This is a genomic window from Litoribaculum gwangyangense (assembly GCF_039543505.1).
In the GTDB taxonomy this organism is placed as follows: domain Bacteria; phylum Bacteroidota; class Bacteroidia; order Flavobacteriales; family Flavobacteriaceae; genus Litoribaculum; species Litoribaculum gwangyangense.
Genome location: NZ_BAABJW010000004.1, coordinates 40,155 through 58,767, shown reverse-complemented (window position 1 = coordinate 58,767; position 18,613 = coordinate 40,155). Strand labels below are relative to the sequence as shown.

The 18,613-nt window shown below is 35.3% G+C and carries 10 protein-coding genes; all 10 read right to left on the bottom strand.

Translation table 11 applies throughout. The features are described 5' to 3' along the window. Nucleotides 1–107 precede the first annotated feature (107 nt). Entirely contained in the window at nt 108–3,512 is a 3,405-nt protein-coding gene (locus ABD963_RS11640) for an endo-acting ulvan lysase-like protein (RefSeq protein ID WP_345277151.1), read from the bottom strand. Nucleotides 3,513–3,965: 453 nt separating this feature from the next. Further along, nucleotides 3,966–4,211 carry a hypothetical protein gene (locus tag ABD963_RS11635; RefSeq protein WP_345277150.1) on the bottom strand — a complete coding sequence of 82 codons (246 nt, stop codon included), beginning with the start codon at nt 4,209–4,211 and terminating at the stop codon, nt 3,966–3,968. A 28-nt stretch (nt 4,212–4,239) separates the two neighbouring features. Continuing rightward, the gene (locus tag ABD963_RS11630; RefSeq protein ID WP_345277149.1) at nt 4,240–5,955 is read right to left on the bottom strand and encodes a sulfatase family protein; all 1,716 of its coding nucleotides are present in this window, start codon (nt 5,953–5,955) and stop codon (nt 4,240–4,242) included. 287 nt (nt 5,956–6,242) lie between these two features. Beyond that, the gene (locus ABD963_RS11625) at nt 6,243–7,391 is read right to left on the bottom strand and encodes a T9SS type A sorting domain-containing protein (RefSeq protein WP_345277148.1); all 1,149 of its coding nucleotides are present in this window, start codon (nt 7,389–7,391) and stop codon (nt 6,243–6,245) included. 178 nt (nt 7,392–7,569) lie between these two features. Continuing rightward, a complete protein-coding gene (locus ABD963_RS11620) occupies nt 7,570–10,548 on the bottom strand; it encodes a carbohydrate-binding protein (RefSeq protein WP_345277147.1) in 2,979 nt (992 codons plus the stop codon). A 266-nt stretch (nt 10,549–10,814) separates the two neighbouring features. Next, nucleotides 10,815–11,960: a glycoside hydrolase family 88/105 protein gene (locus tag ABD963_RS11615; RefSeq protein ID WP_345277146.1), complete on the bottom strand. Its 1,146-nt coding sequence runs from the start codon at nt 11,958–11,960 to the stop codon at nt 10,815–10,817. Between the two features lie 7 nt (nt 11,961–11,967). Beyond that, complete coding sequence (locus ABD963_RS11610) at nt 11,968–14,229, bottom strand: glycoside hydrolase family 3 N-terminal domain-containing protein (protein ID WP_345277145.1); 2,262 nt, start codon at nt 14,227–14,229, stop codon at nt 11,968–11,970. Between the two features lie 23 nt (nt 14,230–14,252). Next, the gene (locus ABD963_RS11605; protein ID WP_345277144.1) at nt 14,253–15,602 is read right to left on the bottom strand and encodes a family 43 glycosylhydrolase; all 1,350 of its coding nucleotides are present in this window, start codon (nt 15,600–15,602) and stop codon (nt 14,253–14,255) included. A gap of 7 nt (nt 15,603–15,609) precedes the next feature. Then, nucleotides 15,610–16,584 (bottom strand): Gfo/Idh/MocA family protein, encoded by a 975-nt coding sequence (locus ABD963_RS11600; RefSeq protein WP_345277143.1) that lies wholly within the window; start codon nt 16,582–16,584, stop codon nt 15,610–15,612. Nucleotides 16,585–16,757: 173 nt separating this feature from the next. Beyond that, nucleotides 16,758–18,611: a DUF5060 domain-containing protein gene (locus ABD963_RS11595; protein ID WP_345277142.1), complete on the bottom strand. Its 1,854-nt coding sequence runs from the start codon at nt 18,609–18,611 to the stop codon at nt 16,758–16,760. Nucleotides 18,612–18,613 lie beyond the last annotated feature (2 nt).

The window sequence follows — 18,613 nt, the reverse complement described above, 5'->3', positions numbered from 1 at the left end:
AATTAAAGTGGTTAAAGTATACTATTTGGTCATCAAAATTATCCTGTAATATCCTGTAGTATTTTCTTAAGGCCCAACTTCTAAATTATCAAACAAAACTTATCTTTTTAATTTTTCATCACTTTAACGTAAACAGGTTTTTCTAAATCCAATTTTACAAAATACAAACCTGGAAGCCTGTCACTAATATCTAAACTAACTTTACCTCCATTAATGTCATACATTTTTGAACTTATTAATTGTCCATGTATGTTAGATACTTCAAGTTTAATACCGCTCATGTGTTTTGGAACTATCATTTCAAATACACCGCTTGTTGGGTTTGGATATACTTTTATTAATAATTCTTGAAGTTCATTTTCTTGGTCACTTAATGTAACACTTGTAGGGATAGCTTGCCATTTACTTCTGGTATCTGTTTCGTCAACAGGATAGTTGTAAACATTACCATTAGGATCTTCGTACATAAATCTACCTCCATCTTTAACTTCAAAGCGATAGGTATCATCTGCTTGATTATAATGTACGGTCCAGACTTTATCTACATCTGAATTTGTAGGTTGATTTCCTGTACTTACAATAAGATAAGCTCCTCCTCCAAAAGCGCCACCTGTACCACGTAATACACCATTTAGCTTACTATCTATATTGAAATATTCTGTGCCACTTACATTAACTTTTACAAACTCCCAGTGTCTATCATTGTCTTCTGCAGTATCTCTCATAATCACGGGTTGCCCACCACTACTATTGGTTCCTAAAAATTTCCCCGTTGCCACATTTCTTAATCGATAGGTATCTCCTGTTAAATCGGTTTTATCCACATCATTAACAACAATTGTAACCTCTGAAGATTCTATACTATTTCCACCACTATTATACGCTTTAGCCTTAATGGTATAGTTGCCTACCAAGGTTGGTGTCCAATTTAAAAGATAAGGAAATGTTGTAGCTTCTTGGTACAATGTCCCATTAATGTAAAATTCCACTTTGGTAATGTTACCAGTATCAGTGGTTGCATTGGCATACAATTGCACTTCTTGATTTAATAGAAATTCTTGATTGTTAAAAGGAGACAATAATGTTACAGCAAATGGTTGTGGACCATTCGCATACTCTAAATAAGCTTTTCCATCATTATCACCATAAAGTGTTTCCCCTAGGTAAGTTAATTGTTGCCCTTGACCTATATATTGTGAAATGGTTGTAGGCGTAATTCTGATGATGGCAAACCTACCTGTGAATGAAATATTAGGATTTGTGGACGTATAAGTTTCTCCATCATTCTCGTTTGAAATGATGTAATCGGTCATTATAACGCCATTTACCAATGAGGTAACTTTCGCTCCAACAATTTTGGCACCGGTATATAAATTTTCTACCGATTGAACCGTACCTGAAGCATTTCTAGAAGGTTCGAAAATAGAAATAAACGGCCTGTCCCAAGCTTCCCCTGGTTGTCTTACAGTAACAATAGGCGTTTTAATACCATCATATCCCATCTGCGCTTCAATAGTTGCGGGTCCTTTACAGGCAGTATACTCTCTACTTTCACCTCCCGGCATTAACATATGCATATATCTCACGCCTTGTTTGGTCATAGGGATGGTAGCCTTTACTGAAGTAGTTGTGGCTGCAGATGTATTAACTTGCTCAAAATAATGCCATCCAGGGAAGAAAATGGATTTACCTGCATAAACACTTTCTATGGAAGGATATCTGTTAACTTGAGGTGTTAGAGAGATTGGATTATTACTGGCATCTACCATACTCACATTATCTCCTACATTGTGATATACATAATCATGAAAGTTATTAGTCCCTAATGATTTTGAACGAAACAAATCGAAATAATATCCTGTATTGTCACTGGTTCTAATCACACTAAAAACACGTTGTTGCTTTGCATTATTGATTCCGTCGTCCAATACTTGTGCTGAAAAGGTAAAGTTTGATGCTATGGGATCTGCTAGCGATACTGGTTCTGCAGCAAGGGTAACCGTTTTATCCATTTTTATCTGATTATCGGCCTTCCATGCACCTAAACCTGTTCCTTTAGAAGTACCATTGATAATAACTGTATTATGGCCTGCATAGATTCTATGATAATTCCTAAATTCATCACCATCCCTCGCATTATTGCCAGCGCCAACATCACCCCCACCAGTACCCATTACAGCTCCTAAGCCATATATTTCCATATCGATACCCGACAAATGAGAATGCACATAATGCGCGCCACCAGTATATCCCATTAATCCAGACTCAACTCTATTATTGGTATTTAAATTTCTTTGCATGGCAATACCTGCATAGTCAATTGTAATAGATGAACTATAATTAATAGGTGTTACATTTATTAATGCTATGTTAGAAATCCACAATAAATTCAGCGGGTTGTTCCATTCTAAGGTTTGTGTTGAAACTGTAGGGCTAAAACCTCCTTTAGCAGAATAAAATGCCTTAAGCATTTCTTCGGCTTTTAATTCCAAATTTGTATAACCCTTACGTTTAGATATGACGAAAACACGCTCCATTAAATCCTCAGTATTCAATCTTGTTCTGTGCGCATCACCAAAACGCATCACCTCACTACTGTTAGGAAACCTATAGTTTTCAAAGAAGAAGGAATCTTCTAAAATAGCCTTGTAATTATTAAAAATATTAAGAGAAGGGTTGTATCTATCAACCACTTCCATAAGCTCCAAGACAATCCTTTGAGGCCCGATACTGTAGCCTGTAGCTTCTGGCCAAGCGCCAGAATCTTTACATCTATTCATCATCCAAGTCAATCCATTTTGTCTGGTAGCACCATTCATAAACTTATTAAAATAAGTTTGTCTTGTCGCATCATCTTCAATCGAAAGGACATTAAAAAGGGCTCCAGGCCCTTCCAAAACAGGATGGTTAGAATTAAGTCCACCACGATTAAATACATTATCAGCTAATTTTTTAAATGCAGTTTCAGAATTGGTAAAATTAAAAGGTACTCTAGTTCCTGTATCGATATCATAAACCGTTGTGCCAGACTTTACCAAAAACCCATGAACAAAGTCATAAATCATAGGAGGTTTTGTATACGCCTCTCTAGAATCAATTAAATAATCGCCCGAATGAAAATCAACATTACCAGAAATTTGGGCTATTTTTTTAGTGTAGTTATACAGAATATCAGCTGCAAGTTGCCCATAATCTTCATTATTAGTTAACCAATACAATAAACTGGCATCAAACCCTAAGGTCAAGATATCTCTATGTGTAGTTCTATTACCTGGTAATGATGGTATGGTATTAATTATAGTTGACGGGTTAATTTTATGAGAATCTCTTTTAGAATCAACTCTACCTTTATATTGATTCAACAAATTTGTTGCCCAGGTATTTTGGGATATTTTATCTAAAATAATCTGCTTTTCAGCGTCTTTAACCCAAATATGGGGGTGGGTAAGTGATTGTCCGTTTGACAGGTAGCAAACAGATATAAAAATTAAAAGAAAGGTAATTTTTTTCATAAAAGTGTTTATAAAAATTATAGTTTAGCCTTTATATTGCCTTATAAAATTCAGTAAACAACTTCGTAAATCTTAACAAAATTTTGTTTTTGCTAACCTTTATTTGAATTTTTATAGCAATCTTTATAACTAAAATTAGTCCTGTTGCTACAAACAACTATCCTGCTATGTACTGCTAAAACAGATATTTAACATAAAAAAAAGATGAAGTCATTAAAATAACCGCTTATTTACAGTAGTAGTAATCAAAATATTGAAATTTCATTAAGAGATTGTGCCATTTTCAACAATTGTACTTCAGCAGCATTCCCAAATACAGTTAAGGAACATGCAGCAAAATTGACATCTTATGAATCCTTGATACCAAGGCGGTTATTCCAACCCATAGAGGCTATGGCTGAAAAAGGGTTTAATTCAATAAGGTCTAGTATAAATAACAGGCATCCTTTTTCTCTATTGATACTGAAACCCTCCCGCACCACGGCAATAACCATCTTCATCATCTAAAATATCTTCGGTATTCCTGGAATGTGGAATGGTAAACTTTTCCCAAACAACAGTGTCATCTGTATTAAAAGGCTTCTCTACACTTCCTTTATGAAAATACCACGCTTCATTAACGGTTTCTATATGTCTTACTTGTTCCGCATAGCTGGATGCTGTAAGGATTAGTGCAAGTAGTGATAGAAGTTTTTTCATTTATTTTGAATTGTTTTAAAAAAATATGCTAGTTAAATTCCACAACTTCGCTTGGCATAAAACCAATGCGATGTGCTTGAGCTATGAGTTTAGAACCTTCAGGTAATTGAATAAGATTTTGATACACTTCCCATGAATTTGGAGCTTTACCATCTGTACCTACAATTTTGTACCCAATGGAAGCCCCTTCCGTTTTGCAAGTCACTTTTACAAATCTGTTTTCAGAGGTAATAATGGGTTGTGATGTTACTGGTTGGGTGTCTTTACCAGACCATAATAGTTCAATGAGTTTTGCTTCATCAAGGTTTGGATGGTCTCCAATATCTGCCAACCATTTATCCATTTCAGCATTTAATTCTTTAAGTTTTTCTTGATTTTCTGGGTTTGCTGCAAGATTATGAAGTTCGTATGGGTCGGCTTCACAATCAAACAATTCTTCCTTTGGTTTTTGTTCTCTGAACCATTGCATTTGAATATCATTTAATTTTCCTTCTGCTTTCAGTCTTAATAACTCTTGCATTGTTGGAATTCTCTCTCGGTATTCCACTGGCAAATAATAGCCTTGTTCTGGTCTGTAATTACGGATATATTTGAATCTACTATCTCTAACTGCCCTTATGGCATCGGTAAAGCCATCAAATCTGTCGGCAGCGGCATGAATATATGTTCGTTCTTCTGTCTTATACTTTCCTAAAAAGGCTTGCCCTTGCATGTATGGTTTTGGTTCTTCATTTATGAGTGACAATAATGTCGGTGCAAAATCTACAAAACTGATGAGTTGCTCATCTTTTGTTCCCGCTTTTAATTTATTAGGAAAACGAATAATCATGGGGGTATTTAAACCTGAATCGTAAATCAATCGCTTTTCTCTTGGTAATGGGCCACCATGGTCTCCATAGAAAAAAATAATGGTGTTTTCAAGCAAACCATCAGCTTCTAACTGTTTTAATATTGTACCTACTTGGCTATCCATTTCTGCAATATTGTTATAAAGTTTCCACATATCGCGCTTTACAACATCGGTATCTGGAAGGTATGGTGGGATATTAAATTCGGTATCTTTAGGAAGATGTACAGTTGTTTCTTCTTCCGTTTTATTGCCTTTACCCCATTGATAGCTTCTATCGCCAGCTTTATAATGTCGTGTTTCTATATGCCTTTGTCCATAGGGCTCAAAAAGACCCGATTCGTGGGTGTCGGTAAAATTAAACACTGCAAAAAATGGTTGATCTTTATCACGGTTTCTCCAATGCGCGTAGGGACTACTTTCGTCCCAAGCGGTTACCGGTTCCTTAAATTGGTAATCGGTTTTATAGTTATTGGTACAATAGTACCCTTGTGTGCGCATCCACTCACTTATCATTTTAACATTTGAAGGCGGAACCGCTTCATATTTGGGCAAACCTGTTACTTCGGTATACGAATTGGTACGCATGTGGTTAGCACCAATACTGGAGGGATACATGCCTGTGGCTATGGCTGCTCTACTTGGTGCGCAAACACCTGAGGTTGAATATACATTTGGATAGATAACACCTTCATTTGCTAACTTACTTAAGTTTGGCGTTAATACCGTTGAGTCTCCAAACGGTGGAATGTAAGCTCCCATATCTTCTGTTACTAACCATAAAATATTTGGGCGTTCGGGGAGCTCCAAAACTATTTTGTCGTTTTCGGGTTTATTTTTTTGTTGGCAGCTTGTAAGAGCGAAAAAAAGAACAATGAGCAATCTTAATAATGTCATTTATTTTGAAGGATTAATGTTTTATAACTAGAATTGATGGTAAAACTATGTTTTAATTGATAAAACTATAGGTATTAACCTTAAAAACCGTCCTGTGTTGTCATGATTTTTTTTAGGTTTCAAACAAAAAACTCGTCCTACCCACCAAATTTGAAAAAATAAGTTTTAAAATTTCATTAACAAGACTACTTATGTTGTTATAGCAAATTTTCAAATTTCAATAAAAAAACCCAATGTTATCTGAGAAATTACCAATAGGGCTTTAACTAAACTAAGTTAAAATTATATTATTTTATTATGAGCTTGGAGGTGTAAATCTTATCAAACTCATCCTTTACTGAAATAATATACATACCAGATTTAAACCTATCATCCTTATCTAGTTCTAGTATAGGATTTTCTGTGGTGGTTCTGTAAACCGTTTTACCCAATAAGTCTGTGATGGTTACTTTAGCCCTTTGTATATTTTCTAAGTTAATCGTAAAGCTATCGTTGACAGGGTTTGGAAACACCTTAATAAATTTATCCATTACTATTTCATTACCAAAATCTACAACATCACTTGTGCTTAAGGTGCGTGATTGGGGTATGGTACTATTTAGAGACTGCACCGCACTTGCCCCATCATTAAAAGCTTTTAAATTATGAATACGTGAAGTTATATCCCACGGACACTTACCCCCGCCATAAATACCAAATTTTGCATACACAGATCTTTCATCAATACCTATGTTATCATTATAATCTGGGTCATCATCTGTTTTACACTCTACTATTTCACTCGGAGCGCCGTTAGGATTATTAAGTGTTTGTTTTATTCCATTAATCCAAACTTCAACAGTCCCTGCGTTATTACCTATCTCTTCAATACCTTTTTTAATACCTAACACAATATCTATCCATGTATCTTTTGTAGTCGGTATTTCTTTTAATATAAATTTTCTATTCTCTGAGGAACAACCAGGTCCTAGCTTCCAATTTCTTATATTCCCCGTATTGATATTTTTACAAGGTTTGAAGTATTGGAATAAGATTTTTCCATTTTCATAAGCTATAGTAATAGGGTGGTTTTGGCTACCACCATCGGGTTCAGAAGTCTTAAATTGAAATATAGCAAATCTATCGTTGAAATTATCACTATGGCTAAGCATTACTCTCCAAGCATAGTAGATGGTTTGTCCTGAAAAGTGTTCTTCTATGGGTCTTGAAAACTCATTACGTTTTACCTGTGCAGGACATGTCTGCCTCCATACTTTACCAATCACTCCATTTATATTCTCTTGAAAAATTTGGGGATTATTGGAAGTTGTTTCACAATCTTGAAAATTAATGCTTTGGAAATGTGTTAGAGGTCCACCTATATTGGCATCTGCATGCCAAATTTGAGCATATACACCTAAAGGCAAACAGAATAAAAGGACTAATAGTGTTTTCATAAATATTTAAATTTTTCTTTGATTTAGCAGTTGTTTCACTCTTTACAAAATTAAAATAACTATAAATCTTGTTGTCACATAGTTTTTTTTTAAAATCAAAAACACAAATATTAGGGCAAATAAAATTCCTAAAAAAAATCACCTACCAAGTTGAATGAAAAATATAGTATAGCACTGCTTATTTGTATAATATCTTTTTTATAATATTATCCTCAGTTTTTAACAAATAAATTCCTTTTGAAGCATTAGAAATATCGACCAAATCCCCATTACCTTCGGCTATTTTTGCCCCTAATAAAGAATACACTTTCCATTTACTTGGTATGCTTAGGTTAATTCTTCCGTCTTTACTAGGCACTGGGTAGACTATTAAATCGTTACTTGCAGTTGAAACATCATTAATACCTAAGGTAGCTACTTTGTTTAAGGTTATATAATCGTAAGAAGGTCCGTTTCCACCTTGTGGTATCCTAAATTCTAACACCCAAACACCAGCATTTAAATTAAATTCTATAGACTTATAATTAAGAAACACGACTGACCCACTTGCGTCTTCTGATCTTATAATTCCTGAAGTTGTGGAGCCACCGCGATCGTAAAATAATTCTGTTGATGACGACAAATCTGTGGGAAGCAAATACGCCGCCAATGATTTAGACGTTGTTGAAAACGTTCTGAAATTTACAATCATTTCGTATCGACCTGATTCTGTGACGTAAATGGTATATCTGGTAAATTCGTTGGGTTTTAAATCATTTAAAATAAAATTGCTTCCACCAACCGAAATATCTACATTTTCACCTGGTTGCGTTCTATAAACACCACCAGAGTTGCCAATATCGGCATCGGAAAACGCGAAGCCTTGTCCGCCAAAATCATAATCTTCAAGTTGAATCGTTCCAGGAACGGTATGCGGTGACCCTGTATATGGTCGGGTTGGGTAATTATTACTTGTTATTGTTATAGAATTTTCGATGGTTCTATTCCAAATATCGGTTAAAACTAATTTCAAGGTATAATTTCCGCTAGCAATGTTTTCTAATAAGACATCGTTCTGCCCACTATAACCCCATGTAAATGGTGCCGTAATCATACTTCGAACTAAATTATTATTAATATAAAGTGCCAAACTAGCCAAATTTTCAGGAGCTAAGGTGGTTGTAGCTTGTACTTGAATATTATTTCCTGGTTCTATATTATCTACGTTCATAGGTGTTACAAACGTAGGCACTTCTAATGGTGGTAAATAAGTTATGTGTAATTTATCTAGATTAAAACCAGCATTTTGCACGTTAATTTTTAGTACGTGAAGCCCTTTAGTTAGGTAAACAAGGAATTTAGTCGTGGTTTGAAAATCTGTCCCACTTCCTGTTTGAGGTAAAGAAAAATTATCAAATAGCAACACGTCATCTATTTCTATACTCACTAATGCACCCGCATTTTGGGCTGCATATTGAAATTCAAAATTATGATCACCTGTATTCAATACGTTTACATCGTATTTTAGCCATTCGCCATTTTGGGTATCACCAACGTAGGTGATTCCATTATCAACACCCACATCAACACCATCTGTATCTATACCTGGACTTAGGGTGTTATCGGGTGTTGTGTCTGAATATCCAACACCGTCACCTCCTCCTTTGTACTCTTCGGCTTCTATAATGCCAGGAATTAGTTTTATAGATTCATCGTAATAAATTCCAGAAATTTTACTCACCGACAAAGGAGGCAATGTTATGGTACCCGTACCTTCTTTTATTAGCTGTAATGGGTTTGAAAAATAATCGATATTGGCTACAACCCCCAAATTATCGAATACTAAAGCCTCGTGTTTAAAGCTTTTTGTATAAACCACATTATCAAATTTCAATTCGAAGGTTACAGGTTTATCTGTTAGGTTAACAGCAATTACCTTGGTTTCGCCAAATTCATTTGTTGTGGCTCTGGCATTTATGGCATTCACAGAACCTCTCGAAACTGATAATTGTGAAGAAGACGTCACTGTGCCATCAAGCATGGTGGCATCTCTAAAAACATCTTGAATAATTTCGTAGGTAGATAAATACCCTCTTTTTTGCAATGGATACAAGGGTTCTTTATTAGTATCTAGCACTACCATGGCATTAAGCACCCTATTAAAAATAAACCAGTTAGCTCTTTCGTATATGTCTTGATTTTCGGCCATAAACAGATACACATCTGCCATTCCTAAACAAGCTGCAGCATGCACATTATCGTTGCTTCCTGCCGAAACGCCCCATTCGGTTAACCAAATAGGTTTCCCTGGAGCAAAACTCCGCACCCAATTGGCATCTTCCTCTAATTGTAATTTTGCAGTTAACAAGGAGCTGTAAGCACTATCACTCTCTCCTGGCACATCAGGATCTGCTCCCATGTATTTATGAAGCGAAATGGCATCGAAATAATTGCCATTGCCTTTAATGATATTGTTATAGGCTTCATGAGTTTTTCGCCAACTTAATGGTATTGATAATTTAATATCTGGAAAAGCGGCTTTTAGGGAACTAGACACTTCTGATGCTGCCGACAAATACATTTCTGGCGTTGCCGTTCTTAAAGACCGTTGCCCTAACCAAAAATGTTCATTTCCTAATTCTATGGCGTTAACCTCTAAACCCAGACCAATGTCTTTTTGTGCTCTGGCTACACTACTTGCCCCATCATCAAAATTGATGGAATAAGTCCACATCATGTCATAACCCTTACCGTTATACATCGCTTTTCTGTCTTCATTTAGTTCGGCAATGCCATCTATATCACCTTTAATACAACATACAAAAGTTTGCAATGCTGCTTCGTGATCTCTATTATCATAAGCATCATCTTGATACCCATCTGTTTGCCATTTATAAAAATTAGCCCACACACCATGAGGAAAACGTATAGTTACCGGATTCACCAACTTCAAAAAATCTTTTTGTGTTTGCGTTTTAAACCCCTGAATATTATACCCAATTAACTTGTTATTAAAAGGCTCTTTATTTGAAGTCTGTACATCTAACGAAGCTGTGATAGTCTCAGGTAAACTAAAGGGATAACTCTGTGCCTCTGGTTTTAAATGGAAGATTGTAATAAATCCCAATAATAAAATATATTTAAGGTAGTATTTTTTAAGTGACGTAATTGTTTTCATATTTCCTAGCCAAACTGTTTTTTTTTTAATTTTAAAATAAGCTATAATGAGCTTATTTTAAATAACCAATAAAAATAAGCCATAAAGCAGAAACACACCATCCTGCACTATCCTTAACAACAGATAAATTACATGAAAATTGGGTTAATATGTTAAATAAGAGCTATTGCAAAAACTTTTACAAAAATTGTTGCATAATTCTTGAATGGTAAAAAACCCTCCTTTTAAAAATAGGGAGTTTTTAATATTCTATATCTGATAAACGCTTACTCTAAATTTAATATCTCACTACCTGCCATTAAAAAGGCACCAGTACCAAAGTTTTGCCAAGAATCGGCCGAGGCTGGCTCTGGAAATGCTCCAATATCTTGTACCCAACCTACACGACCATCTTCATGTTGGCAGGCCTTTAGTGCTTTCCACGCTTTTTTAACCGCAGGCGTATGCTTTTTATCCAATATACCATTATTTATTCCCCAAGCTAAAGCAAAGGTATGGAAGCCACTACCACTTACCTCTCCATGATCGTAAGACTCTGGACATAATAAACTAGTTCTCCATAAACCATCTTCGGGTTGTATTTCGAGTATTTTATCAGCCATTTCTTTATACAGATTCTCATAAAACGGACGGTGTTCATAATCTGTTGGCATATCATCTAAAATTAAAGCCAAACCAGCAAATACCCAACCGTTACCTCGGGACCAAAATACTTTTTTACCATTGGGTTCTTTAGCGTCCTTATTGTTACCCTTCCAAACAAAACGCATATCTCTTGCAAACAATTGTTCTTCCTCATCATACAATTGGTTAAAGGTTTGCATATAAAACTTATGCATTTCTTCTAAATACTTAGGTTGCTTTGTGTGTTTAGCATACAGATTTAAAACTGGAGGCGCCATAAATAAGGCGTCGCACCACCACCATAAAATAGTTTTACCCATTTCACTTTTGTCGGTGCCGGCTTTCCACTCGTCGTCGTTATACAAGTGCGCATCTAAGAATTTTTTGGTTGGTTCTAAATCCACCAAATTTCTTCTACCACCAGCCATATCAATATATAGGTAACTGTAAGAAATGGCTACGTCATCGGCATGATGTAACCTATTAAAAGTTTGCCAGTTATTCCAATAGCCTTGATTTTTTAAGGCTGCCAAGTATATCATGTCCTTAGTAGCTTTATGGGCTCTAGCAACACCAGTGTAATAAGCTCCTACAGTCCAATCTGTTGGTGCACTTGCAAAAATGGGATGTGCTTCTTGCCACTCTAAAGCTTTAATCATTGATGCTTTTATATCGGACTTATCAATAGTTGAAACTACTTTTGGAGCTTCTACTGTGGCTACTTTTTGAGCCGTAGAGCAGTTGAACAGTAACACAACTGCTATCATAATTAAAATGGATTTATTCATGGTGTTTTTATTTTTTTAGTTTAAAAGTGGTTTTTAAATAATCGTTTGAAGAGGTTCCTAACATAACCGTATAATCACCGGCTTCCAATACTTTTTCCATTGTAACACCTGTAAATTCTAACATTTTAGATGTTATTTTAAAAGAAACCGTTTTACTTTCTCCCCTATTTAATTCTATTTTTTCAAAACCTTTTAATTCTTTATCGGGTCTTGTAACCGAACCTATTTCATCCTTAATATACATTTGTACGACTTCCTTGGCTTTTACATTACTTTTATTGGTAACGGTTACACTTACTTCTAATTCAGTATCTGCTGTCATTTCAGGATTTGAAATTTTAATATCCGAATATTCAAAGTTAGCATAACTTAAACCATGACCAAAAGGAAATAATGGACCATCCTTTAAAAACAAGTAACCTTTTTTATAGTTTATCTCTTTCATACTGTAATGAAAAGGAATTTGACCAATAGAACGAGGCACCGTAACTGGCAATTTACCTGATGGAGATACTTCACCGAAAATAATTCTGGCTGTAGACTCATCACCAAATTCGCTTAAATCCCAAGTATCTAAAATAGCATCAGCTTGGTCTGCAATAGTATTAATAGACAGCGTTCTTCTATGTTTTAAAACCACAATAAGGGGTTTACCCAGTGCTTTTACCCTTTCTACTAGTTCATCTTGTGGACCAACAGGGTCGATTGTTGCTCTATCCCCTAAAGCATTATTAAAAAAAGCTTCTTTAGAAGTAAACTCATCGCCTCCTAAAAATAACACGATAACATCTGAACTTTTAGCGATGTTAACCAAATTATCTAAAGCTTTACCATCGCGCTCTAATAATTTTGGAGCGCCTCCCGTTTCATCGGTAAGGTGAAATCCTTTCTCGGCAACAAACTTAATATTATCAGCAACTACAGATTCAAACATAGCTTTGGTATTTTCCTTTAAAAGAGGGCCTAAAAGTGCTATTTTTGCAGGTTTTTTTGCATCTACTGGCAACGTGTTATTTTCATTTTTAAGTAGAATAATCGACTCTAAATCTGATTCTTTTGCCAATTCTAAAGAAGCCTCAGCTCTGTTTCCTACCTTAACGGATTCTATATCAATGTAAGGATTATCGAATAAGCCTAGAATAAATTTTGTTCTTAAAACACGTCTTACAGATCTGTCAATTAACTTTTCTAATTCAGGATTTTTCTTTACCATTTCTGGTAAATACGCATAAGAGTCTTCAGCATATAAATCGATATCAATACCCGCTTCTAATCCCATTCTCGCAGCATCTTCAGGTGTTTCTGCTACGTTCATAAAATAATGTAAACGTGCAATATCATTAGAATCTGAGACCACATACCCTTCAAAACCCCATTGGTCTCTTAAAACACCGGTAAGCAATTCTGGGTTACCGTGAGAGGCCACACCATTGATATCGCCATGTGATGCCATAATACCCAAGGTTTTAGCCTCTTTTACAGCAGCTTCAAACGGTGGATATATTTCATCAATTAACGTTCTTGGAGAAATTTCAATGGCAGCAAAATTTGAACCTCCAAGCACTTGTCCGTAAGCAGCAAAGTGTTTTGCAACAGCACCAATATGCGTACCATTACCTAAACCTTCGTAATCACCTTGCACACCTTTAATGGCACTTGTAACCATTTGGGTGGTTAAATACGTATCTTCACCAAAAGCCTCACTCATACGTCCAAAACGTGGGTCACGAACTAAATCGGCTTCTGGAGAATGACACATGTGCATACCACGTAAACGCGCTTCTCTTCCTACCACATCCCACTGTCTTTGTACAAGCTCAGGATTGAATGACGCTGCAGAAGCAATAGGGCGACCAAACTTAGTACAACCTTCGGCATCTACACCATTATAGGACTCGGTTACAAATAATGCAGGAATTCCCCAACGGTTGTTTTCTATAATATATTTTTGAAGTTTATTATTAAATTCAGCGGCGGAAACTGCATCAATATGTTCGCCAGGGTTTTTAATACCTGCAATACCTAATTTTAATTTTTCAATTACCTTATCAGAAAGTTTAAGGTTACCATTTTTATCATGTTTAGCACCGATGTTCGCATGAAAAATACGCATTTGTGCTACTTTTTCTTCAAGGGATAATTTGGGCAAAAGTGCTTCCACTCTTTCATCTATTGAAAGCGAGGTATCTTTGTAATCTTTAGCATTTGAATCCCCTTCACCACAAGAAGCAAAAATTGATAGCAATGCAACATAAAATAATTTTCTCATTAGTTTGTTATGTTTACTTAGTTTTAATTTTTGAATTTGAATCGGTTTAGTGATAAGGAGGCATCTGTTTTAAACACAAAACATAATGATGTTTTATCCTCCAAACCACTTACAGTAAATTGTTGTTTTTGAAATGTGTAAATATTATTTTTTGGTATTTCCAAAGTTGACAATAGTTTACCTTCTGCATGAGTATCTCTTAGCTCAATAGTACTAGCTTCACTTGCCAGCACCTCTAATTCTATAATGGTTTTAGCCTTTAAGCCTTTCACATTAGGATAAACAACATAACTGGTATTTTTTGTTGTTTGTATTGAAAATCCTCCTAAAGTGTTTTCAACTTTTTTTATACCTGCTGCTTTAAAATAGTCTTCGGCTTCGATACTAGCATTGGCATCATAATTACCTACTCCAATACCGTCAACTCTAATAGTTGCCATTTCACCATTATCTTTGTAATGCACATAACTTATAAAGCTGTCTCTAAAATAACGATTTCCGGTTTGACTAATATCACAATAAATATAATACCATTGGTTGTGCCACTCAAAGAATGAACCATGACGCCCTTGTAAAAAACCATTTGGCCATGTTGGAGCATCTAAGCCTTCAGCAAAACTCTCCTCTTTTATAACGGTGTCTTTGTAATCATAAGGCCCGTATACATTATCTGCCATGGCATAAAAACAGCCCCAAGACAAATAATACTTTCCATTATATTTATGCACAAAAGGCTTGTCATCTGTTGGCATTTTTGTATTACTTCCATCAGGATTATATGGACCTCTTGGATTTTTAACGATTATTTTCTTTGGTGATTCTGCTAAACTTATCATGTCTTCGTTGAGCTTAGCTATATAATAATCCCATACACCAAAAATGATATAGTGTTCACCATTGTCTTCAAAAATGGCCATATCATATTCATGCGTAGGTGTTAAATCTGAGGACAATAGAGGTTTGCCTAAAATATCCTTCCAAGGACCTACTGGTGTTTCTCCAACTACCACACCTGTTTGTTCGTTTCCTTCGGAAAAATAAAAATAATAGTTCCCATTTCTATAGGCAGCATCTGTAGCCCAACATCTTGAAAATTCTTTTCCAATATAGGTGTCTTCAGGTTTTAAAACACTTCGTCTGGTCCAATTCACCAAATCGGGAGAAGACCAAACCCACCAATCTTCCATGATAAACTTATCGTTTTTAATGGATTTATCATGCGAAGCATAAACGTAAGCAGTATCGTTGAAAATATGAATATGCGGATCGTTTAACCCGACGTTTGGGACTATAGGATTTTGGGAGCATACAGATGTTATAACTAATAACATTGCACTTACAATTCCATTTGTTATTTTAAAATTTGTTTTCATGATCTTATTAAATTCCGCAAAAGGTATCCATAATTTTAGTTACGACTGCCGCTTCTTCTGCCGAGCACGGATTTTCATTTTCTCCTAAAAAATACCCAACTACTTGCTCTATCATAGGTTGTTGAACATGTTTGGGGTTTTCAAACTTGAAAGTTTCCGTTTTGTTGTTGGTTTCAACTCGTATTTCATCGCTATAAAAAGAAAACGCAATGGAACCTTTTTCTCCTGCTATAGTACATCTATCACTATCTTCGGAAGCTATAAAATCCCAACTTCCTTTAAATTGAACACCGTTTTTAAATTCTATTTCACCCTTTACTAAATCCATAACATTCGCACTATCTGTAACAAACCCTTTTTTTATATTGGAAATTTCACCAAAATAATAATACATGAGATCTATTTGGTGTGGCGCTATATCATGAAAATATCCACCACCCGAAATTTCAGGGTTTAAACGCCAATTTTCATCGGTTATGGCTATTAAATTGGCGTTTTTTGATTGCGCAATATCAATTTCTACCGAAACTACTTTACCAATTATTTTGGCATCTAATAATTCCTTCACCTTGACAAACAAAGGTAAATGTCTGCGATAATGAGCCACAGTAACTTTTACATCACTTCCTTTTAGTGCGCTTAAAAGTAAATTAGCTTCATTACTATTTAATACCATTGGTTTTTCTAAATATACATTTTTACCAGCTTGGATGGCTTGTAATGTATAGTTCAAATGAGAAGCAGGCGGTGTTGCAATATAGATAGCGTTTATATTTTCATCATTTATTAATTTAGAAGCACTGGTAGTATAACTTGACACTTGATGACGTTTAGCAAAATCTTTTACTTTATCCTCATTTCTGCGCATGACGCTAATTAAAGCTGAGTTTTTCACCTTTTGAAAAGCAGGGCCACTTTTTACTTCGGTAACATCACCACATCCTATAATTCCCCAATTAATAATGCTAGAATTCATGTACATTATGCCATAAAATTTGAAGGTTAAAGATAAAATAGGAAGAATCAAAACCTGTCCTGTACTGTTATGTTATTACCGAGGAAAATTAACTAAATAGAGCAATACTAATAAAGAGTTTTTTTCTAAACTTCAAACATCGATATTGGTTCATTAAAAATGAAGTAGATACTTCTTACCTAAATCTTTTGAGTCAAAATCACCCAATCCCTTTCGTATGAAGAAGGCGGAACCCCCAGTTCTATAATTCCTTTAGCCTTTACTGAAGTCATTGAACCTTCTTGAAGAGTACCACCATTTCTGGGGTCAAACCATTTTATATCGAAAGTTTTTCCTGAATTCCCTAAATCCAATGTTACCTTATCTGCCTTAGCTTCAACATAAATTGCGTAAACTTCATCCATTTTTGCAAAACAATAAGCTATGGCTTCACTAGTAATCAAATCATCTTTAGGTTCCATATCCCAAAATGGGATATAGTTGTTGAAAAAATCCAAAGCATGTTTATTTTGATCCCAAAATAAATCACGGCTTCTAAAATCTTGACACGTTAAATCAGAATTTGGACTGGCATAGCCAAAATACCACTCAACACCATATCCACCGGCCATGAGTGTTCCGTACATGGCTCTGCCTCTCGCATAATTGTGCTCTGGGTCTTCATCGTCTGGTAACAGTGCAATATTTGCTTTCCCTGGTTCATCAACGGCCAAAGCCCATTTTTTTCCAGTAGCGTTTGATTTTTCTCTCCATTTTAAAACCCTTCTATGAACGTCGTTAAAATCTGGATGACTTAACTGTAAAGATGCTCCTGTTAAAGGGGATTTATCACCAATAAAATCGTGGTACCTATCGTCTTTATTTGGGAAGGTATGAATCACTAAATGACTCTTATAGGCATCTAGTTTAGAAATGTAATTAGCTGCTTTTAGCACCTCTTCTGTGGGTTGATCGTTCTCCTCACCCAAATTCCAGTTCATGGATAAATGATGTCCAAAACGTGCAATAAGCTCTCGGTAATATAATTTTCCCTCTATTCCAAAAACACCCTTATCCATTAAATGATCTGTTTCGGTTTCATGGGTTTTAAAGTGTAAAAACATGCCTTTAGTTTCGGCATATTCGAAAATATGTTCCCATTGATCCAATTTCGACACATCGAAACGGGTTTTATGAAACATGGTTTCCCATGCTTCTTTATTTTTCTTTACACTGGCATAGCTTTCATAGTCTTCAATAGGCACTTTTAAAAGGTGCGGAAAGATATTTCTATCATCACCATCCACATTGAAGGTTAAAAATGAAAACACGTTTAAATTCTCGCTTGCTAAATAATTAATAGCGCCTAGTAGGTTTTTACCTTTAGTTTCTTGCCATATATAAGGTGTTGCACTTTCTTCAAAATCTTTGGCATGTGGTTCCCAAGCCTTTTGAAATCCAAGTGCATTTGTAGATACATCAAAATCTGTATAAGCCAATAAATTCTCAGGCGCATCCACTCCTAATTTTATAAAATATTTTTGACTATCGGTAAATTTTAAATAAGATTCTCCAACATACTGTAATTTGCCTTTAGCCCTATTATCAATACCTGTTTTATCTGATTCTTCAATAGTAAAACTACCTACTTGACCATCCATAAAACCAGCGCTAGAGGCATTGGTAATATCTTCAGCTATGGCAACATTTTCACCTTCTTTGAAAGAAACTGTATACGTCCATTCCCCAATAGTGTTTGGTGTAAAACGCACTTGCCAAATATTACCTGCATCACTACTCGTATGGACTGCATTGCCATCGGCAGCATAAAATCCGGGAATTACAAAAGTTTCTTCACCATTTTTAAAAGTAACATCTAAACGGTAGTTTAAAAATGGATTGTTTTCGTCCATTTCACTGGTTAGAGGACCATCAAAATTTAACGTAATCCTGTGCCATTTTTTTAATTCGCCATCAATGTTTACTTCTTTGTAGTCTTTACAAGAAACTAATGCAAAAACGGCACATAGTATTGAAAAAAAACGTTTTATCATCG

What these genes read in the sequence shown, in the direction of transcription:
- ABD963_RS11640 (WP_345277151.1), bottom strand. Translation starts at nt 3,512, where the DNA reads ATGAAAAAAATTACCTTTCTTTTAATTTTTATATCTGTTTGCTACCTG.
- ABD963_RS11635 (WP_345277150.1), bottom strand. Translation starts at nt 4,211, where the DNA reads ATGAAAAAACTTCTATCACTACTTGCACTAATCCTTACAGCATCCAGC.
- ABD963_RS11630 (WP_345277149.1), bottom strand. Translation starts at nt 5,955, where the DNA reads ATGACATTATTAAGATTGCTCATTGTTCTTTTTTTCGCTCTTACAAGC.
- ABD963_RS11625 (WP_345277148.1), bottom strand. Translation starts at nt 7,391, where the DNA reads ATGAAAACACTATTAGTCCTTTTATTCTGTTTGCCTTTAGGTGTATAT.
- ABD963_RS11620 (WP_345277147.1), bottom strand. Translation starts at nt 10,548, where the DNA reads ATGAAAACAATTACGTCACTTAAAAAATACTACCTTAAATATATTTTA.
- ABD963_RS11615 (WP_345277146.1), bottom strand. Translation starts at nt 11,960, where the DNA reads ATGAATAAATCCATTTTAATTATGATAGCAGTTGTGTTACTGTTCAAC.
- ABD963_RS11610 (WP_345277145.1), bottom strand. Translation starts at nt 14,229, where the DNA reads ATGAGAAAATTATTTTATGTTGCATTGCTATCAATTTTTGCTTCTTGT.
- ABD963_RS11605 (WP_345277144.1), bottom strand. Translation starts at nt 15,602, where the DNA reads ATGAAAACAAATTTTAAAATAACAAATGGAATTGTAAGTGCAATGTTA.
- ABD963_RS11600 (WP_345277143.1), bottom strand. Translation starts at nt 16,584, where the DNA reads ATGTACATGAATTCTAGCATTATTAATTGGGGAATTATAGGATGTGGT.
- ABD963_RS11595 (WP_345277142.1), bottom strand. Translation starts at nt 18,611, where the DNA reads ATGATAAAACGTTTTTTTTCAATACTATGTGCCGTTTTTGCATTAGTT.